Source organism: Granulicella rosea (assembly GCF_900188085.1).
Taxonomy (GTDB): domain Bacteria; phylum Acidobacteriota; class Terriglobia; order Terriglobales; family Acidobacteriaceae; genus Edaphobacter; species Edaphobacter rosea.
Genome location: NZ_FZOU01000019.1, coordinates 15093 through 32300, shown reverse-complemented (window position 1 = coordinate 32300; position 17208 = coordinate 15093). Strand labels below are relative to the sequence as shown.

The following is a 17208-nucleotide window of genomic DNA, read 5'->3' as shown; positions in this document are numbered from 1 at the left end:
CGTGATAGAAGCAGAGATCGGGCTCGCTAAGGCAAGCTAACGGAACGTGAAGCGGGCGGCATTGCCGTCCGCCTCACTGAGCCGCCCTTACCGGTTATTCTTGCGGTGAGGCTACATGAATACAAACGCAATACTGGAAGCGATCGACGCGCAGATCAGGCAGTTGCAGCAGGCTCGGGATCTACTCGTTGGTACCAACACCGATGATCCCGCCATCGCAACCGCGAAGCAGTCTTCCGGCAAGCGCCGTGGCCGCCCGAAAGGTTCCGTCAACAAGAAGTCTGGAGCCTTTGCACCCGTGGCGAAGAAGGTGGCCAAGCGCACGTTGAGCCCCGAAGGCAAGGCACGGATTGCCGCAGCGCAGAAGGCGCGTTGGGCGGCACAGAAGAGAGCCAGCGTATCTGCCAAGCCTGCGGCTAAAAAGACTGCCAGGAAGAAGACGACTCTAGCCCTTGCTCCGGCAACCGAAACCTAGAGCGGCGTCTTAGTGATCGTGAGCGGAATGCCTCCAGAGAAGCAGCGGGTTCACGCGGAACGGATGCTGGCCCGCGCCGAGCGGCGACACTGCCAGGCGGCGAAGCTGGTCGACAAATGGCGTCTGCGCATCGCCGAGCTGGATCGAATGGGAATCGAAGCCCGGCAGGCGCGGCTTTGGGCCGACGACCATGGCGATTCGACGCCCGAGACTGGTACGCTTTCCTGATGAGTGCAACCGTCAGAGAGCCCGTACGACGTGCGACGTTTGCGGTCGAAATTGCTGTCGGCGGTCTGCTCTTCGACATGGATGGCATTCTCGTCAGCTCGACCCTGGGCGACGAGCGGTGCTGGACCCGGTGGGCGGGGCGGCATCTCCCTGGCCAGTCGTTCGACTTGAAACGGACGCACGGTCGCCGTGCCGCCGACACGATTCGCGATCACTTCCAGACGCTCGACCGTCCCGCTATCGAAGCCCACCTCGCCGAACTCGACTAGTTCGCGGGAGAAGAGGAACATACGATCTTCGCCTATCCGGAGCACGGGAGTTGCTCACCGGACTGCCCCCGTACCGATGGACGGTCGTCACCTCCGCATCGGAGAAGATCATGCGTAGCCGACTCGCTGCGGTGCGGATCGTGGCACCGCAGCGAGTCGTTTCCGGCGACATGGTGGCTCAGGGTAAACCAGACCCGGAGTGCTATCGCAAGGGTGCCGCTCTGCTCTCCCGCCGACCCGAGGAATGTCTCGTCCTCGAAGACGCGCCCGCAGGCATCCGAGCCGCGAATGCTGCCGGGTGCAAGGTGCTCGCAGTCGCGACCTCGCATCCAGTCGAAGAGTTGCAGCAGGCGGACTGGATCGTTGCGCGCCTCGACGAGATCGAAGTCCGCTTCGACGAGATGGCAACGCTCCAGATCTTTTTCCCCGCACTCATGCGCGGAAGCGACTCGCCTGCGTGAGTGGGATAATCCCCGTTTCGTGGTTGGTCATCTGCATGAATCCCATGCTCTCTCCTGCGTTCTTTCGGAAGCATCCGAACGTTGATGAGCCTCTGACACTGTCCCTAACAAAGTGCCACCCCGTCCACGAGGTCCGGGGTGGCACTCGAAGCCAAAGAACGCTGCTTTGCAGCGGAAGAAATCCTGACACGTCACCCCCAATGGGATACTGTAGGGATACCTGGCGTTTCCAGCCGTGAACGTGTCTTGAATCAGCACGTTAGGCCGACTTTGCCATCGGAGGGCGATGCCCGTAAACGACCGTTTACGAAGCCAGCATGGCGGCTGCGAGTCATTTCTTCCGAGCGGCCGCCTTGGAATCAACGACTTCGCCACCACCGTAAACGGTCGTTAGCGAGCGTTTACGCTAGACATCTCCCCGAAGTCGACCTGAATCGTATCCCTCATAGCGTTGTGCAGGTCGTATCCCGGGGGCTCCTGATGCCACTTCTTCGCATCCCCGCATCGCTCGGTATCGCAACTTCGCAGGCGGAGCCGAAGCCTTCTCTGGCTCTCAAAACGATTGCGACGCGGCTCCCGCCCGCCGAGATCAAGGCCATCGAAGCAGCCGCTCAACTCGCCGGCCAGACGTGCGCCGAGTGGATGCGCGAGGCGATTCTGCTTCACCTGAAGCGGCCTGCGCGGAAAAAGAAATCGGTGCCCGATGCGACGCTGCTGGCCGAGATTCTCGGCCTCCGTTCGCTCGTTCAGAACCTGATCGCCGCTGCCTCCGACCTTCCCGAAGAGACGGTCCAGCGGATCGTGAAGCACGCCGACGCCATCAAGGAAGGCAAAGCCGAAGAGATGCTGCGGCGTCTTGAGGATGTTCCAACGGAGGCGCAATAGATGCCCCGGCCGTTGCAGTTCCGGCGTCGTTGGACTGGTGTCTTCGTTACCCTGCTTCTGCTGTGCGGTAGTTTCGCGGCGAGCTTCACCCTCTGGTTTTCGCTCACACTGTCGCCGCTCCAGAAGCAGTATTTTCCGACCTACCTGGCGATTGGGCTGAGTGAAGGTACCGCCAGAATCGTCCCCGTCTGGTGGATCTGGAAGACGGCTCCGGGGCGCAGTCCGCAGCTCGCCGCCGATGCCGATGTCGTCGCATTCACAGGTAGGCGAGAGGTGCCGCTGGCTCTCTCGCCCATGGCCCAGTCCCAGGGGTGGACCGGCCTACTTCGCGCGCGACAAAGGGACAGTTCGCAGGACGAGGGAGCGGTGCTTCAGGCGCAGTTCTTTGCGGGACAAAGCCTTGCCCGGACGATGGTGACGCCGCTGTGCGGAGGAGCTGCTTTGTTCCTGCTTTATCTCGCGCTCCGGGCGAAGTTCAGCAGCCAATCCAGCCACGAGGAGCGCCATGGACGAAGGACCAGGGGCCCGGAGTTGATCTCTTCCTTCGTCGCCAAGCTGAAGGAAAGAGGCGGAGGAATTCGCCTTCGTGTGGCGTCGAAGCTGGGACCGTTTGCGCCGGGTTTCCCGATTCCTCAAGAGCTTCTGGCCAGCCATATCCTGCTCATGGGCGACACCGGAAGCGGCAAGTCGAATGCGATGCGGCAGATCCTCCGCCAGGTCCAACGGTGTGGCGAGACCGCCATCGTCTACGACCCGGCAGGCGAGTTCGTCCAGGAGTTTTACCAGCCCAAGCGTGGCGATCTGATCCTGAATCCGCTCGACGCCCGTTGTCCGTTCTGGAACCTGCAGGCGGAGCTCGACGGGCGCGGCGTCGAGGACGCCATCGCCGCCGCGATGCTTCCCGAGAAGCAGTCCGAAAACGGATTCTTTACCGATGCGCCGCGTCGCGTTCTGGCAAGTCTGCTCAGAAAAGGAGGCTCGGTCGCGACGCTTCTGGAGTGGATGGCCGACCCAGCCGAGATCGAACGGCGACTCGAAGGAACGCCTCAGGCCGCCTACCTCGACCGCAACGCGGGTCCGCAGAGAGCCGGTGTTCTTGCTAGTCTCAACCTGATCGCCGACAGCCTGGACCTGCTGCCCACGGGCGAGGAATCGGAGGAATGGTTCAGCACCGGCACGTGGAGATTCGAGCGGACGCGGTGGGTCTTTCTGACCTCACGGCCAGCGCTGCGTGAGCGCATTCGGCCGCTGCATTCCGCATGGCTCGACCTCTTCATTCTGCGCATGATGGAGCCATGTGTGAACCCGGCGAAGGCGGTTTGGTTTGTCCTCGACGAGTTGGCCAGCCTCAATAAGCTGCCGCAGCTCCACACCGCCGTGACCGAAAACCGGAAGTACGGCAATCCCGTCGTTCTCGGCTTCCAGGGACGCAGCCAGCTCGAAAAACGATATGGTCAAGACGCGGAGGTGATGCTCTCGCAGCCGGCCACGAAGATCTTCTTCAAGACCTCCGAACCGCGCGCGGCGAAGTGGGTCTCGGAGACGCTAGGCGAGGTCGAAGTCGAGCGTCTCAAGGAGTCCCGGACGCCCAAATTGCTTGGCAGTCAGAAGAGCTTTTCGCTGGAGATTGCCAACAAACCTCTCGTCATGGCCTCCGAGATCGCCGGCCTAGAACCGCTGCATGGCTTCATCAAACAGGAGAATCGGGTCACACCGGTCAGGTTTGCCTATGTTGCCCGACGTAGCCTGCAGCCGGAGTTTATCGAGCGAGCGATGACGATCCCGGAGCAGAGACCATTGCCCCCTCCCACTGCCGTGCCGGAGCCAGCTTCCATCCCCGGCCCGCCTCCTCCTGAGATCGAGGACGCTGAGCCGGAGCCGCGCAAGTCCGCCTTCAAGAAGAAGGACAGTGCGGGACGGGAATGGAAGCCGCTCGATTGAGGGTTATTCCGGTTCGACGACTGTCCCGCCGTTATCGTCGTGCCTCTTCTCCGCCGCGCGTTGCCGGCGAATCCGGTCGGCCCGTAGGAGAATGGCCTGCTCCTCGGCGGCAATCTGTTCCTGGCGTCGTTTGGCGTCGATCAGTACGTCGTTAGGGTCCTTGAAGCGCTGCTCGAATCTGCGGTCGAGGTTGCTGAAATGAAAGCTATCCTTCTCCTCGCGGTTTTGTTGGCGTTCTAAAAGCTCGCCATTGGCGAACGATCTCAGCTCTTCCATCTTGACGATGAAGGCGTCGATGTACCGGCGGCTGAAGCGAAACTCGCGCAGCCGGTTGAAATCGTCGATCACCAAACCCATATCCCGGTTCAGGGCGAAGATCGCTTCATAGAGCGAGGGCTTGTGGAAGGGCTGCGGTTGCGTTCGGTGCGGTGTAACGTGGTGAGTAGCCATGCGTTGCCTCCTGGGGCGACGTGCGGTTAGGGGCGCGTCCGGTGTTCGAGCACCGGTGCGTCCCGCTCTGGTTTTAGGGAGCTTTATTCTTGCTCTCCCTTGCCTTCTGGTGACGGGTGGTTCGACCGTCTTCAATCGTCGGCAGCAGCTCGCGTACGCGTTCGATATCCTCTGCCGTCCAGAGATACATCCGCCTGCCGCTGATTTCGACCGACTTCGGTGCGGGGATCTTGCCGATGCGAAGATAACGGTCCAGTGTGCTTCCACTGATACCGAGTATCTGTGCCGCCCGCCGCGTGGAACTCGTCTCCATATATGAGAAAGTTTTCCAAATACTAATTAATGTGTCAAGGCTTTTGACGCCTTCCTCGACATAGCACCATCTGATTTCCCGTCACTGCAGGTGTTCGTTGCGTAGCGTACAGGAATAAAATCTTGGTGGGCCCATGCTGACGATCTCCAAACCGCTCTCCGGTGGTCAGGCGCGGACGTACCATGCCCGGGAGTTCGCAGCGAAGGAAGCCAACTATTGGAGCCGGGATCAACAGGGTCACAGCGAATGGCAGGGCAAGCTCGCCCAGCAGTGGGGGCTTAAAGGGCCAGTCGGCTCCGAACAGTTTGCTCGCCTGACCGAGGGACAGCATCCGGAGACGCTGGAGCCGATGGTGCGGCATCAGCCCGCCAAGACCTACGAAAATCAGTTCGGCCGAGAGGTGACCTCGGTCGAGCATCGCGCCGGATGGGATGCCACGTTCTCGGCTCCAAAGTCGGTTTCGCTCACAGCCCTGGTCGGAGGCGACGAGCGTGTGCGTGAGGCGCACCGGGAGAGCGTCCGTGTCGCCTTGGGGGAGCTGGAGCGATACACGCAGGCTCGGCTCGGCAATGTGAACGCCCCGGAGCTGACCGGCAAGTTCGCCGCCGCGACCTTCGAGCATGACACCGCACGACCCGTCGACGGCTACGCCGCGCCGCAGCTCCACACCCATGCCGTTATCTTCAATGTCACCGAACGCGAGAACGGCCAGACCAGAGCCCTCGATGCGCGCAGCCTGTTCGGATCTCAACAATTCTCAACAGCGGTTTACCGGACAGAGCTTGCCAGCCGTCTTCAGGATCTCGGTTATGAGATTGAGCGTGGCAAGCATGGCCAGCCTGAGATCAAGGGTTACAGCCAGGAGTATCTGGAGGCGTTGAGTCCAAGGCGGGAGCAGATTAAGTCGCACCTCCACGAGATCGGTCGCGAGGGAGCCGGTGCGGCCCAGGTTGCCGCGCACCGAACGCGCGATGCGAAGGAGATCCAGTCGCCGACTGAGGTGCTGCATCGCCATCGCGAGCTGGCCGCGCAGTATGGCTATCAGGCCGATTGGGTCGTCTCGAAAGCTCTGGCGCATGGCCACCGTCAGGAGGCGGACTCTCCGAAGATGGCTCAACAAGCAGTTACCTATGCTCGCGATCACACCTTCGAGCGTTCCGCCGTGCAGGATGAGCGAGTCATCCTGCAAGCTGCCATGGACCGGAGCATGGGGCAGGCGAGTGCCAGCCAACTGCGGGCCGAGTTTGACCGCCGTACTGCGCAAGGAGAGTTTCGTGTGGTCGATGGTCCACCGGGAGCGGCTGGTAAGCAGTACACGACCGCTGCCATGCTGCGCATGGAAAAAGAGACCGTCGCGCGGATGCAGGAGGGAAACCGAACAGCGCTCGGCAACGCTCCTCTGGTCGAGCCGCGGACCCGGACCGAGGTCATCGAACGACATCCGCAGCTCAATCCGACGCAGCGGAGCGCCGCCGATCAAATCCTCCAAAGCCGGGAGAAGATCGTCGGCCTGGACGGCGTAGCCGGAGCAGGAAAGACGACGACCCTTTCCGTCATCCGCGAGGGTGCCGAGGCGAATGGATATACCGTGGAGGGCTTTGCCCCAACCAGCCGCGCGGCCCAACAGCTGAGCGGCGCGGGGATGGAGACCTCGACCTTGCAACTTCATCTTGCCAAGGGCCAGCAGGCCGATACCGGCGAGAGGAGGCTCTATGTACTCGACGAGAGCTCGCTTGCGTCGACGAAACAAATGCACGACTTTGTAAGCCGGCTTCATCCCAACGATCGCGTTCTCCTGGTCGGCGATATCCGGCAGCATGAAGCCGTCGAAGCCGGTCGTCCGTTTGCACAGCTTCAAGATGCAGGAATGAAGACGGTGAAGCTCGATGAGATCGTGCGCCAACGAGACCCGGAGCTGAAGGCCGTGGTCGAGCAGCTCGCCCGAGGTCAGGTCGGGGAAGCTGTCGGAGGGTTGGAACGGCAGGGCCGGGTCCATGAGATTCGAGACCCAGCCGCGCGGCTCGATGCTATCGCACAGGAGTATGCGAGAGCGCCCGAGAATACGCTGGTCGTATCTCCGGACAACCGATCCCGCGCCGAGATCAATGCGAGGATTCATTCCGAGTTGCAGGAGCGAGGCTTGGTCGGCAGCGAGGAACGCCGGGTCACTGCCCTTGTTCCCCGTCAGGACCTCACCGGCGCGGACCGCACCTGGGCCGCTCGCTACCAGTTCAATGACGTATTGCTCTACTCGCGAACGTCCAAGGAGACCGGCATCGAGAAGGGCGAGTATGCCCGCGTCAAGAGCGTGGATGCGCCCGACAATCTGCTCACCGTCGTCCGCGCCGATGGCTCCGAACGAACCTACGACCCACGCCGTCAGCAGGGCGTCTCCATCTATAAGGAGCAGGAGAGGTCGTTTTCAGTCGGAGATCGGATTCAGTTCACCGCGCCGGCGAACGACCTGAAGATCGCCAATCGGGAGCTGGGTACGGTCCAGTCCATCGCCGACGATGGCCGCATAGCATTGAAGATGGATGGTGGTCGGAGTGTTGTCCTTGACCCCAAAGAGCATCCGCATCTGGACCATGGCTATGCCGTCACGAGCCACTCCAGCCAAGGCCAGACCGCCGACCGCGTGCTCATCCACATCGACACAGAACTTGGAGCGAAAGACCTCATTAACAACCGCATGGCGTATGTTTCGGTCTCACGCGGGGCGCACGACGCGCAGATCTTCACCAGCGACCGGGAGAAGCTGCCCCAGGCGCTCAGCCTCGATGTCCCGCACCGGAGCGCCCATGTTCCTGAGATTGCTACAGGAGCAGAGCGGGAGATTGCAGTTAGGGAGCCAGCCGAGAAGGTTTATACGACGGCCGAGCACAACCGGCATTGGACGCCGCTCAACGAGGCCGTCACTCCTCAGGAGGCCCAACAGTTTGCCTGGAGGCGGGAGACGGGAACCATCCAGAGCTATCAGCACACTGAGACGGGGCGGTACATCCATATCGACGGTGTCAGCGGCCAGTTTTACGATCGGCACCGGGAGCACATCACAGTCAGGGAAGCCCTCGACTTTGCTATGCCTGAAGGCGGCGTGCATTCACATTCCAAGGACTTGCCAAGACTTGGCATGGAGCAGCAAGGATATGGGATTGGGATATGAGAGACTGCGGGTTCCTCGCAGCTCCCATTCTGGGGTGACGTGTCACCCTAAATCCGATGCGAAGCAGCGTGCTTCTTAGAAGCGGACGGCTGCCCTATGGAGAGGCCCCAGGAGATGGAATGTCACCCGACTATTTGTCAAGCTGAGACTCTTCCGTCATTTGCATCGACGGATAAGGAAGGAGCATCGGCAAAGCTGAGTTGGAGTTTACTCCCCGTTAGCAGAGCATCTGTCAGAAGATCATTACCGCGATCCCAGAGCATCGCTCCAGACGTGTTCATTGCTGCGGCCCCAGTTTCGAGAAATAGGATGATGGGCGACTTCCCAGGAACTCTCGCAAAGGAATGGAAAAGAGATGTGAGATCGCGGTCAAACGCCACTTGGCCAGATCGGAGATTAACGGCTACTATACGGTAATCGAAGCCGATGAAAAGCATTGACTCGTCAAGGACACTCAGCAACTCAGGTCGGAGCCCGTGGTCTGGGCCGGAAAGGGCAATGTTGAGCTTGGGTCCCCGAAAGCACAGAGCTGGCTCGCAACTGATCAGATAAAACAGGTGTGTTACATCGTCAGCTTCGTACGAAGCGTAACCCTCGTTCTTTGGCAACGTACGCAGCAAATCACTTCTGCTCGAAAACATCTGAACTCTAAACCTAAATGATCCAGTAGAAAAACCTACCATGTCGCCTCTCAGGGACTACGAATTCGGATTCTTAATTTTTAGTGTAAAACGTGATAACTTTCGTTCCCTGCATAACGACTTGAAGTTTGAGAGAACCGATAGGCCCCTGTAAGAATACGTCTCGAATGACTCCGCCCCTCGGGTCGGAGGAATTCGCAATACTCGAAGCATCATTCACTGCTTCGTTGATCTTCTCAGCCACGTATTCTCTGTTCTCCGGGTTGTCCCATAGGCCGATAGCCTTCAAAGCGAGAGCAAGTGAACCGGTTCTCGCAGCGTTGTCCGCACCCTGAGCGGCACCAAAGAGATAATTCAGCTTGGATGCGAGATTTGACGCAGTCACAGGATTTCCCATACTGATCAGTTCTCCACCAGCAGTGGCTCCCCCTGCATAAAGCAATGCGCCTCCCAGGGCCGAGGCTCCATACCAAGCTGCATACGTGCTGGGACGATTCATGACTGCACCAATATTGCCAGCTAGATTCAGTCCGGAGCTATTTGCGTAGTAGTCAGCGCCCCCATCAGAGTGATAGGTGGCTGTTCCGACTGTGTTTCCGTTGGAGTCTGTGATCGCAGTCGCGTTGAATTGACCGTTCCCATTGCCGTTGCTCCCGACCTGATCCAAAGTCGGGACATTGAGGCCGCCGTTGTTCCCTTGTTGAGCCGCTTGATATGCTGCATTGCTGACGTTATTGCACTGACCGTTGTTATCACAGATGGTTACGGAATGCCCATCTCCATCTGCGTTAGTGATTGGGTTGCCGACGCCATACGCATAAAGATTTAGCGTTTGTGGTTCATCAAGTCGGGCGAACGGTATTGGGTCCGGATCGTCAGATGAGTCTGGGCTGGAGAACCGCCCCATATTGGATGAATAGTATCTTGCCCCGAAGTAGTCGAGTCCCGATTCGGTATCCCTTTCTTTGCCGGTAAACAGGTACGCAAAAGGCACAAAACGATGAGTGCAGTCGTAGATGAAGTCAGGTCGCATCGTAGGCATGGGAAATCTAAGGCGACAGCATAATGAAGAAGCAGAGTACGAACAAGAGGAACGACGAAGCGAGGAGCCACCATCGAGCAGCGCCCTTGCCCGTGAGCGCAAGTATGGCAGCTACGAAGAACGACGGGTAAACGAAGCGCGCCCACGCTGAGAAGAGAGCACGATTTCTGCCAATATGAGTCCACGACAGAGCAAAGAGAACCACCTGCCCAGCTACCGCCAAAAATCCAAGGCTGAAAAGCAGCCTCCTCCAAGCGGGAAGCTCCTTTGACTGCTCACTCCTAACCCAGGCCCAGAGGGCCAATACAAACCCTATGAGTCCGGCAACGATGATTCCTACGAAAATTATTTTCTCTGTCATTGCTGGCCTCAGTGAGTGTTCTGGATATCTTGCCCATGAGCGAACCATCCCGAGTGCGCATCAACATGCCACATTCCCGCTGCGGGAACGCTGTATTTGGGGTATGCACTCGCAGGATCGTAGGGCACGGAAATGTGTGGTGTATTCGGGCAAGCAGACACAGCGCAACCGAAGAACGAACCTCCGAACCGGAACTGGTTTGAGAACCCGTGTTCGCCGCCGCCGAAGCCAGCGCGTGCGTCCTCGAACGGGATCGTGAACGAGTTAGCATTCAGTGCCGACCGCGCTTGGGCGGAAGTCATGCCCGGAGCCGACCATTCGCCAGCACTCATGCACGTACCACCGCAGTTGCCATCGACATGGAAGTTGAAGCCTGCCAACTGCCCACTTCCAGCTACGTCCAGTGTGTTGTGATTTACATCGTTTCCATTGGCATCGGTCGTGTGGCTTGCCGCGTTATCGAAGTAAATTCCCTGAGCGCCATTCACCTGAAGACCGTTCTGGGTCATCGTGGCTGTGTTCTGGCCAGCGCGGATCGAATCGCTGGTGATGATCGTGGCCTTACCGTCCGCTCCAGCCTGCACCCATTGAGTGCTCTTGCTGTTCTGCGGATCAGTCTGAACCTGCGTGCAACCAGAGTGGTCACTCGTTCCGTATTGCTGGTAGAAGTCATGTCCATCAGGATCGGTGCGAGAGAGCGGATTGTTGCCGACGTAGGAGTAGTGATTCAACGTCTGCGGGTCTTCAAGATGACCCCCAAATGTGTCGGGGCTCATGAACCTACCCATTGACGCCCCGTAGTATCTTGCCCCGAAGTAGTCGAGTCCTGATTCTGTGTCTCTTTCTTTGCCCGTGAAATGCTGCTCCGTCGCACCCAGAGCAGGCCCAGGATTGGTATTGTTTGGCACGAACTCCCCATAAGGCAGACTCTGAAATGCCATCTGAGTGTTTCCGAGATAGTCTGTCTGAACCCGTCGGCTCCCGAGCCAGTCGGAGAGATGAAAGTGGACGCCCTGTTGATCGTTTGCATAGGTGGCGATCAAGCGGCCCGCAGCATAGACATTGGTATGGACCCACTGTCCGTTTCCGTCCATTTCAGTTATCTGCTCTCCGCCCTCGCCCAGGACGTATCCTGCCGTCTCCGCAAAAGTATAGCCGTTACTGGTCGAGTCGCAGCTCCACGTGCTGATCGTACCCTTTGCCACACGATTGCCTTCAGCATCGTAGATGTATTGCGTCATGCCCGACGCGGAAGCGACCGCGCATACTCTTCCTTCGGCGTCGTATAGATATGAGGTTTCGGCATTCCCATCCAACAGCGCGAATGTGGATTTGGCGTTTCCGGCGAGATCATATTGGATAGACTGCCCGGTGTATTGCGGCGTTATCGTTGGATATGCAACGATATCGGTGCTAGCCTGATTTGCGCTATTGTAGACCGTTCCCTTACCGCTCCATGTAGATGAGTGCGGGACACAGTTCAGCCCCTCACTCGTAACGGGTTGGTCGGATGCGATCTGCGATGTCCGGTTGCCGAAGGCATCGTAGGCCCAGCAGAAGTTCGACTGGTAGCTCCGCACGGCGGGAGTGACGCTCGCCGTCCTCAGACGATTCAGGCCCAACCGCACTGGCGACTGGTATCCTAAACTAATGGAATTTTTTTGTTGAAACTTCAAAAAGTCCATTTACACACTGTATTAACTCGAGTAGAAGCAGTACACCTACAATAGGGCCAGCTGGCCAGACTGCAATGGGAGGTCTTCTGACCGTTAGACCCCATCCGCCGATCCCAAGAGCTGTAATCAAAAATATACCAGCAAGAGATATAAGCAAAAATTGATCTTCAGGAAACATCCCAGGCACTAGCGAAACATAGGCGCAAAGCAGGAAAGTTGCACTGGCGATTGCCGCCGAGATCCAGTAGATATGGCGATGAATTCGCTTGCGATGCTCATTGCAGTCACTGATTTTGGCAGGCATGATGTACCTCAATTTCCTAGCTGCAGGTGCTTGTTAGAGTATTGTTACTGCTATTAAAAGTATCGGTGCAATGTTTATTAAGTATTTCCAGCAACTGAAAAGAGTCGTATCCGCCGTTTGGCTTTGATCCAAAGTTGAAGCCCGGACGGCTTAGCGGCTTCCCGTACGTCTTCATCCAATAAGGATCGGCATGCTTCTTGAATAAATCGTTCCACAACCCTTTGGGCGTAATGGTGCTGTTACTGCCAGGGAGAAGGCCGATAATTTTGAGTGCTTGAACGCAGGTAGTGGTGCAATTATTCTTGAAGAGCATGTAAGGATTACCCGTGGTGGCAAGGCTGTGAATGAAATCGATCACTTTTTGAGTGTCTTCAGGACTCGTTTGAATCGTCAACGAAGAGAAGTTCTGGCGAATGTCGTCGGCGCTGAACGTATGCCCCGGAGAGACGAAAGAGGTTGTACTATTAACTGGGGCACCCAAGATTGTTAGACCGTAATCTGAATCGTGCACTGGTCCAAAACTCATTGCAGCGGCACCCCCAGTGGACTGATTTCCTGCTAGAAACATGATGTGACCCGCGCTAGAAATTCCCGATGGCGCTTCATAGAATACAGTGATATCTTTGCCATCAACATCGATGTATTTGAACGGATTGTTAGCTGCATATATATATTTGTTTAGAGTATTTGCGGGTTTGAGTACGCGGTCATCCGTCAAGTTCAAGCTATCGGGTGATAACCACCGGCCAAAACCGCTCACGAGGTGCCTGGCCCCGAAGTAGTCCAGCCCTGATTCTTGATCTCTTTCTTTGCCGGTAAAGTGTTGTTCTGTGACTCCAAGCGATGGAGTAGGAACATTCGTCGGCAGCATTTCGCCGAAGGGCATACTGGCAAAGGCCATTTGACTGTTGCCTGAAGCGTCCGTCTGAACGCGCTGGGTGCCCAGCCAATCCGAAAGATGGTAGTGCAGCCCGTCATTCGCATAGGTCGCGATCAGTTGACCGTTTGCGAAGACGTTGGTGTGGACGACGTTTCCGCTGCCGTCGGTCTCGGTCACCTGCTCGCCGTTGGGTCCGAGCATATAGCCTGCCGTCTCGGTGAAAGTATAACCCGAACTGGTCGGGTCGCAGCTCCAGGTGGCGAGCGTTCCCTTGGCCACGCGTGCGCCGCTTGCGTCGTAGATATACCCAAACATCCCGGCCGCAGATGCGACCGCGCAGACTCGCCCCTCGCCGTCGTAGAGGAACGAGGTCTCGATATTGTTGTCCAGTTCGTCGTAGACAGCGGTAGCGTTGCCGGCGGCGTCAAGCTGCAGCGGCTGCGCCATGAACTGCTGCGGGCTGGCCGGGTAGGCGACGATATCGTAGGCAGGCTGGTTGGCGCCGTTGTAGACCGTGCCCTTGCCGCTCCAGTTTGCCGAGTGCGGCACGCAGTTCAGACCTTCGCTGAGGATCGGCTGGTCGGACGCAATCTGCGAGGTGCGGTTGCCGAAGGCGTCGTAGGCCCAGCAGAAGTTCGACTGGTAGCCCCGCACGGCGGGTACAACGCTGGCGGTCGTCAGGCGATTCAGGCTGTCGTAGCCCATCTGCCACTGACCGTTTACGCTATCCGCGTAGGAGAGGATGTTGCCGTTGGCGTCATAGCCGCTCGTGCCGTCGGGCTTCGTAATGCTGTACTGGTAAATGATGTTGCTGCCGGTAAGGGTCGAACCCGGTGCGAGCACGCCGACCGTGGTGTCGCCAACCGCCGGAGGATTGGCGCCGTCGCCAGGATAGCTGAACGAGACCGTATGGGCGCCGACCGTGGCGCCGGTGAATCCAGAGGTGGCGATGGACAGACCGGAGCCATCGATCAAGCTGGTCACCCAGGGTTGCTGATCGACGGAGAATGCGACGCTGCCTGTCGCGCCGGACGGGAGAGAGACGGAGCAACTCACGGCAGTTCCGGCAATAACTGTTTGGGGGATGCAGGTGAGCGGATAGGTTGTCTGCGACGATGAAGGTTGCGAGGAAACTCCACCGGCGGCTTCGCTCCCCATGTTGTAGAAGGTAGCTGGGGACGACTGATTCGCGTACTCGGTTGCGACCCAGTCGGCGGACCGTGTGACGCTCGATATGCGGACCTCGTCGACGGAACCATTGAGTGCGCAACAGGAGGTCACGGTTGGGATTCCTCCTATCTTGAACTCGTTGATTTGAATGTCCGGTAAGATGCCCTTGTATGCGATGGGGACATCGATGCCCTGGGAAGCAAGAACTCCATCGACGTAGAGTTGATCGGCGGTGGCGCTCAACGGGCCGCCTCCGTAAACGCCTACCAAGTGATGCCAGGCGCCGTCGACCGTCATGGATCCGGCCCCCGCCACTCCGATTTGATTGAATTCCAGAAGCGCCTGGCTGTTGTTGTTCCATGAGAGTCCGACACGCGATCCCACGACTAAGTCCGATCCGTATCCCAAAAATTCAACGTTTGGCGTATTGGACGGCAACTGCACCCATGACTCTAGCGTGACTGGCATGCTGCCACTCGGATAGACTTCAACCAATGTTGGATGGCTGAGGTAGGTTGCGGTACTTCCGTTGAATCCAGCGGCTCCGCCGATCTTGCCTGAAATTGCCGCCGCCGACCCCGAGAGGTCGTACCCTGCGTAACCGGAGTCGGAGGTTCCGACGGTCGCCCCATCGCCGAGATGATAGACGGAGAGGTAATTGTTCCTCCACGTGCCTTGTGGGTTTTCCTGCGAAGCCGTCACATTCGGGATGCCGTACCACATGTAAATGACCGTATCGGCGGTGTGGGATAGATTCTGGATACGGACCCAAAAAGCTACCGCACCCGAAACAGGGTTGTATGTATCGATCTCGTAATCGAGAACATCCTGACCGGCGGCATCGGAAGTGAACACGATATCGTAGCCATTTGCGTTCTGCACCTTGCCACCGTTAGCACTCGTCGCGAGATAGGGATACGTCCCCGCAATCAAAACTGGGAAGCTGCTCTGGTCCGTGTTTGGCACCTTGGTATGGTCGATAGTGATGGTGCGCTCATAGCCGGTGAAGACACTGGCCGTCGTCAGCGGCATCGCATTACTGTTGACGCATTGAACGGTGACAATGAAGCTCCCCGTCGTAGCGCCTGCGGGTACTTTCAAGCGAATCAAAGTGTCAGTCCATTCGTAGGTCGACAGTACAGTCCCATTCAAAGCGATTGTGCTCGTGCCCTGAACCGCGCCGAAGCCCGATCCGATGACACTGATCACCGTTCCCGGGAGCGCTGGCGTGGGATTGATCGCGTTGATGACCGGCGGAGGGCTATTGGTGATAGCCAAAGAAACCGTGTTGCTGGGAACCCCTTGAACGGTGACGACCAGATTGCCTGACGAAGCCCCAAACGGTACTGTAAGAGCGATCGAGCTATTGTTCCACGAAGTTGTCGAGAGCGGAACGCCATTCAGCGTAATGGAACTCGCGCCCTGAGCCGCGCCAAAATCCGATCCGCCGATGCGGACAGCGGCACCCGCAAGCACCGGGTTCGGATTGACCGAATTGATCACTGGCCCTTTCGATACAGCCCCAACCATATAAAAACTGTTTGGATTGGAAATGTTCGCATATTCGGCTTGAATCCAAGCAGCGCTACGAGTGCCGGACGATATCCTTACCTCATCCACGGAACCAATAAATGGATAGCCGTTTGTGAACAGCGACGGGCCGCCAACTGTCAAAGGATTCGATTGAGTATAGATGCCATAACCACCATTGCCATCTCCGCTGGCCACCTCTGTAGGATTTATAGGATTCCCGTCGACATATAGCAAATCCACAAGCGGATCCAACACACTTCCGCCAGCGTAAACTCCTACTACATGGTGCCAGTTTCCGTCGTTTGTAAGAGTACCGCCGAACATGTAGTCGTATAAACCAAATAAGAGCGACGGGCTCCCGCCATTCCACCAAAGCCCCATAGCGCCGTCGGCTGTTACATGTCCATAACTGACTATTTGTACTGATGGTGGCACCAGATAGTTAGGGGCCGTCGGCGCAGTCATATCCGTGGGCAAATTCACCCAAGCCTCGATGGTAGCCGGCGAATCGTTGCCCGGGTACAATGTCACTGGGCCGTTTCCGAGCGCCGCCGACGTAGCGCCAAACGCGGCGGCGTTGCCAACCACACCAGGGGCAGTTCCTGCTACGGTCCCCGGCGAAGAGGCATATAGCGTATACCCAGCCATGCCGGAGTCCGAAGTTCCAACCTGAGCGCCATTCCCAAAGTGATAGATTGAAAGGTAGTTACTCTTCCAGACCCCGCTCTTATTCTCTAACGAAGTGTAGACATGGGGATACCCGTACCACATATAGATCGTGGTGTCCGCAGTATTCGATAAGCTCGGTATGCGAATCCAGAAAGCAACCTTTCCTGCGACAGGATCGTACGCGTCGATTTCAAAATCCAATGGGTTCCGACCGGCCTGGTCTGACGTGAAGGCAATGTCATATCCATACTGATTCTGCACCTTGCCCCCATTCGCCACCGTTGCAAGGTCGGTATAAGTTCCAGCGAATAGTAACGGGAAATCCTGAAGCGAACTTGTGACGCTACTGTGGTGAATTGTAATCGGTCGGGAGTATCCTCTGGCCGTAGAATCGACCGCAAAGGGAACGCCATTGCTGAGGGTGCCCCCAAGGTTCACCACGATGTCCCCCGTGGTTCCTCCAATGGGCACGGTCACAACAACGTTGAAGTTACCCCAGCTCACGATCGGCATCGCGGCGCCGTTTAATGTAACGATTGCCTGGGTTGGGCCGAAATATCCTGTCAGCGTGATGGAGTCGCCGGGGATACCGCTCGGTAAGGACAATGACGAAATATAAGTCTCGTTAGCTATTTGGGCGACAGCCGGACTCGCCGAACAGCAAAGAATGAGGACCGTCAAGGCCATGATGCCCAACTGTCGTATACGGCCAATCATTAGGAAGCTCCGATCCTTGGTTCCAGA

The 17208-nt window shown here is 57.8% G+C and carries 13 protein-coding genes and 1 pseudogene; 7 read left to right on the top strand and 7 right to left on the bottom strand.

Annotated elements, in window-relative coordinates:
* The first annotated feature begins 115 nt into the window (after positions 1-115).
* The 6 genes and pseudogenes from CHB87_RS21595 (at position 116) to CHB87_RS21575 (ending at position 4259) form a co-directional block, all read left to right on the top strand.
* Complete coding sequence (locus CHB87_RS21595) at positions 116-475, top strand: hypothetical protein (RefSeq protein WP_176441929.1); 360 nt, start codon at positions 116-118, stop codon at positions 473-475.
* A gap of 27 nt (positions 476-502) precedes the next feature.
* Complete coding sequence (locus CHB87_RS22430; RefSeq protein ID WP_176441928.1) at positions 503-703, top strand: hypothetical protein; 201 nt, start codon at positions 503-505, stop codon at positions 701-703.
* Positions 703-972, top strand: a complete 270-nt coding sequence (locus tag CHB87_RS22425; RefSeq protein ID WP_176441927.1) for an HAD family hydrolase — start codon at positions 703-705, stop codon at positions 970-972. Before CHB87_RS22430 ends, CHB87_RS22425 begins: the two co-directional genes overlap by 1 nt.
* Before the next feature lie 47 nt (positions 973-1019).
* Positions 1020-1433 (top strand): annotated as a pseudogene (locus CHB87_RS22420) (HAD family hydrolase); the annotation flags it as partial.
* 480 nt (positions 1434-1913) lie between these two features.
* A complete protein-coding gene (locus tag CHB87_RS21580) occupies positions 1914-2318 on the top strand; it encodes a hypothetical protein (protein ID WP_089410531.1) in 405 nt (134 codons plus the stop codon).
* The gene (locus CHB87_RS21575) at positions 2319-4259 is read left to right on the top strand and encodes a type IV secretion system DNA-binding domain-containing protein (RefSeq protein WP_089410530.1); all 1941 of its coding nucleotides are present in this window, start codon (positions 2319-2321) and stop codon (positions 4257-4259) included.
* Positions 4260-4262: 3 nt separating this feature from the next.
* Here the strand turns inward: CHB87_RS21575 and CHB87_RS21570 are convergent, their stop codons facing one another.
* Entirely contained in the window at positions 4263-4709 is a 447-nt protein-coding gene (locus CHB87_RS21570) for a hypothetical protein (RefSeq protein WP_089410529.1), read from the bottom strand.
* 73 nt (positions 4710-4782) lie between these two features.
* A complete protein-coding gene (locus CHB87_RS21565; RefSeq protein WP_089410528.1) occupies positions 4783-5022 on the bottom strand; it encodes a MerR family transcriptional regulator in 240 nt (79 codons plus the stop codon).
* 133 nt (positions 5023-5155) lie between these two features.
* Between CHB87_RS21565 and mobF the strand changes: the two genes are divergently transcribed.
* Positions 5156-8188 (top strand): MobF family relaxase, encoded by a 3033-nt coding sequence (gene mobF / locus CHB87_RS21560; RefSeq protein ID WP_089410527.1) that lies wholly within the window; start codon positions 5156-5158, stop codon positions 8186-8188.
* A gap of 714 nt (positions 8189-8902) precedes the next feature.
* Here the strand turns inward: mobF and CHB87_RS21550 are convergent.
* The 5 genes from CHB87_RS21550 to CHB87_RS21535 are packed head-to-tail and all read right to left on the bottom strand — an operon-like array spanning position 8903 to position 17181.
* On the bottom strand, positions 8903-9871 hold the full coding sequence (locus CHB87_RS21550) for an RHS repeat-associated core domain-containing protein (RefSeq protein WP_089410525.1): 969 nt from the start codon (positions 9869-9871) through the stop codon (positions 8903-8905).
* Positions 9872-9878: 7 nt separating this feature from the next.
* Positions 9879-10232 (bottom strand): hypothetical protein, encoded by a 354-nt coding sequence (locus CHB87_RS21545; RefSeq protein WP_089410524.1) that lies wholly within the window; start codon positions 10230-10232, stop codon positions 9879-9881.
* 8 nt (positions 10233-10240) lie between these two features.
* Positions 10241-11917, bottom strand: a complete 1677-nt coding sequence (locus CHB87_RS21540) for an RHS repeat-associated core domain-containing protein (RefSeq protein ID WP_089410523.1) — start codon at positions 11915-11917, stop codon at positions 10241-10243.
* Positions 11880-12212, bottom strand: coding sequence for a hypothetical protein (locus tag CHB87_RS22090; protein WP_142988482.1), 333 nt, complete (start codon positions 12210-12212; stop codon positions 11880-11882). Before CHB87_RS22090 ends, CHB87_RS21540 begins: the two co-directional genes overlap by 38 nt.
* Before the next feature lie 16 nt (positions 12213-12228).
* Positions 12229-17181, bottom strand: coding sequence for a DUF2341 domain-containing protein (locus CHB87_RS21535; RefSeq protein WP_176441925.1), 4953 nt, complete (start codon positions 17179-17181; stop codon positions 12229-12231).
* Positions 17182-17208 lie beyond the last annotated feature (27 nt).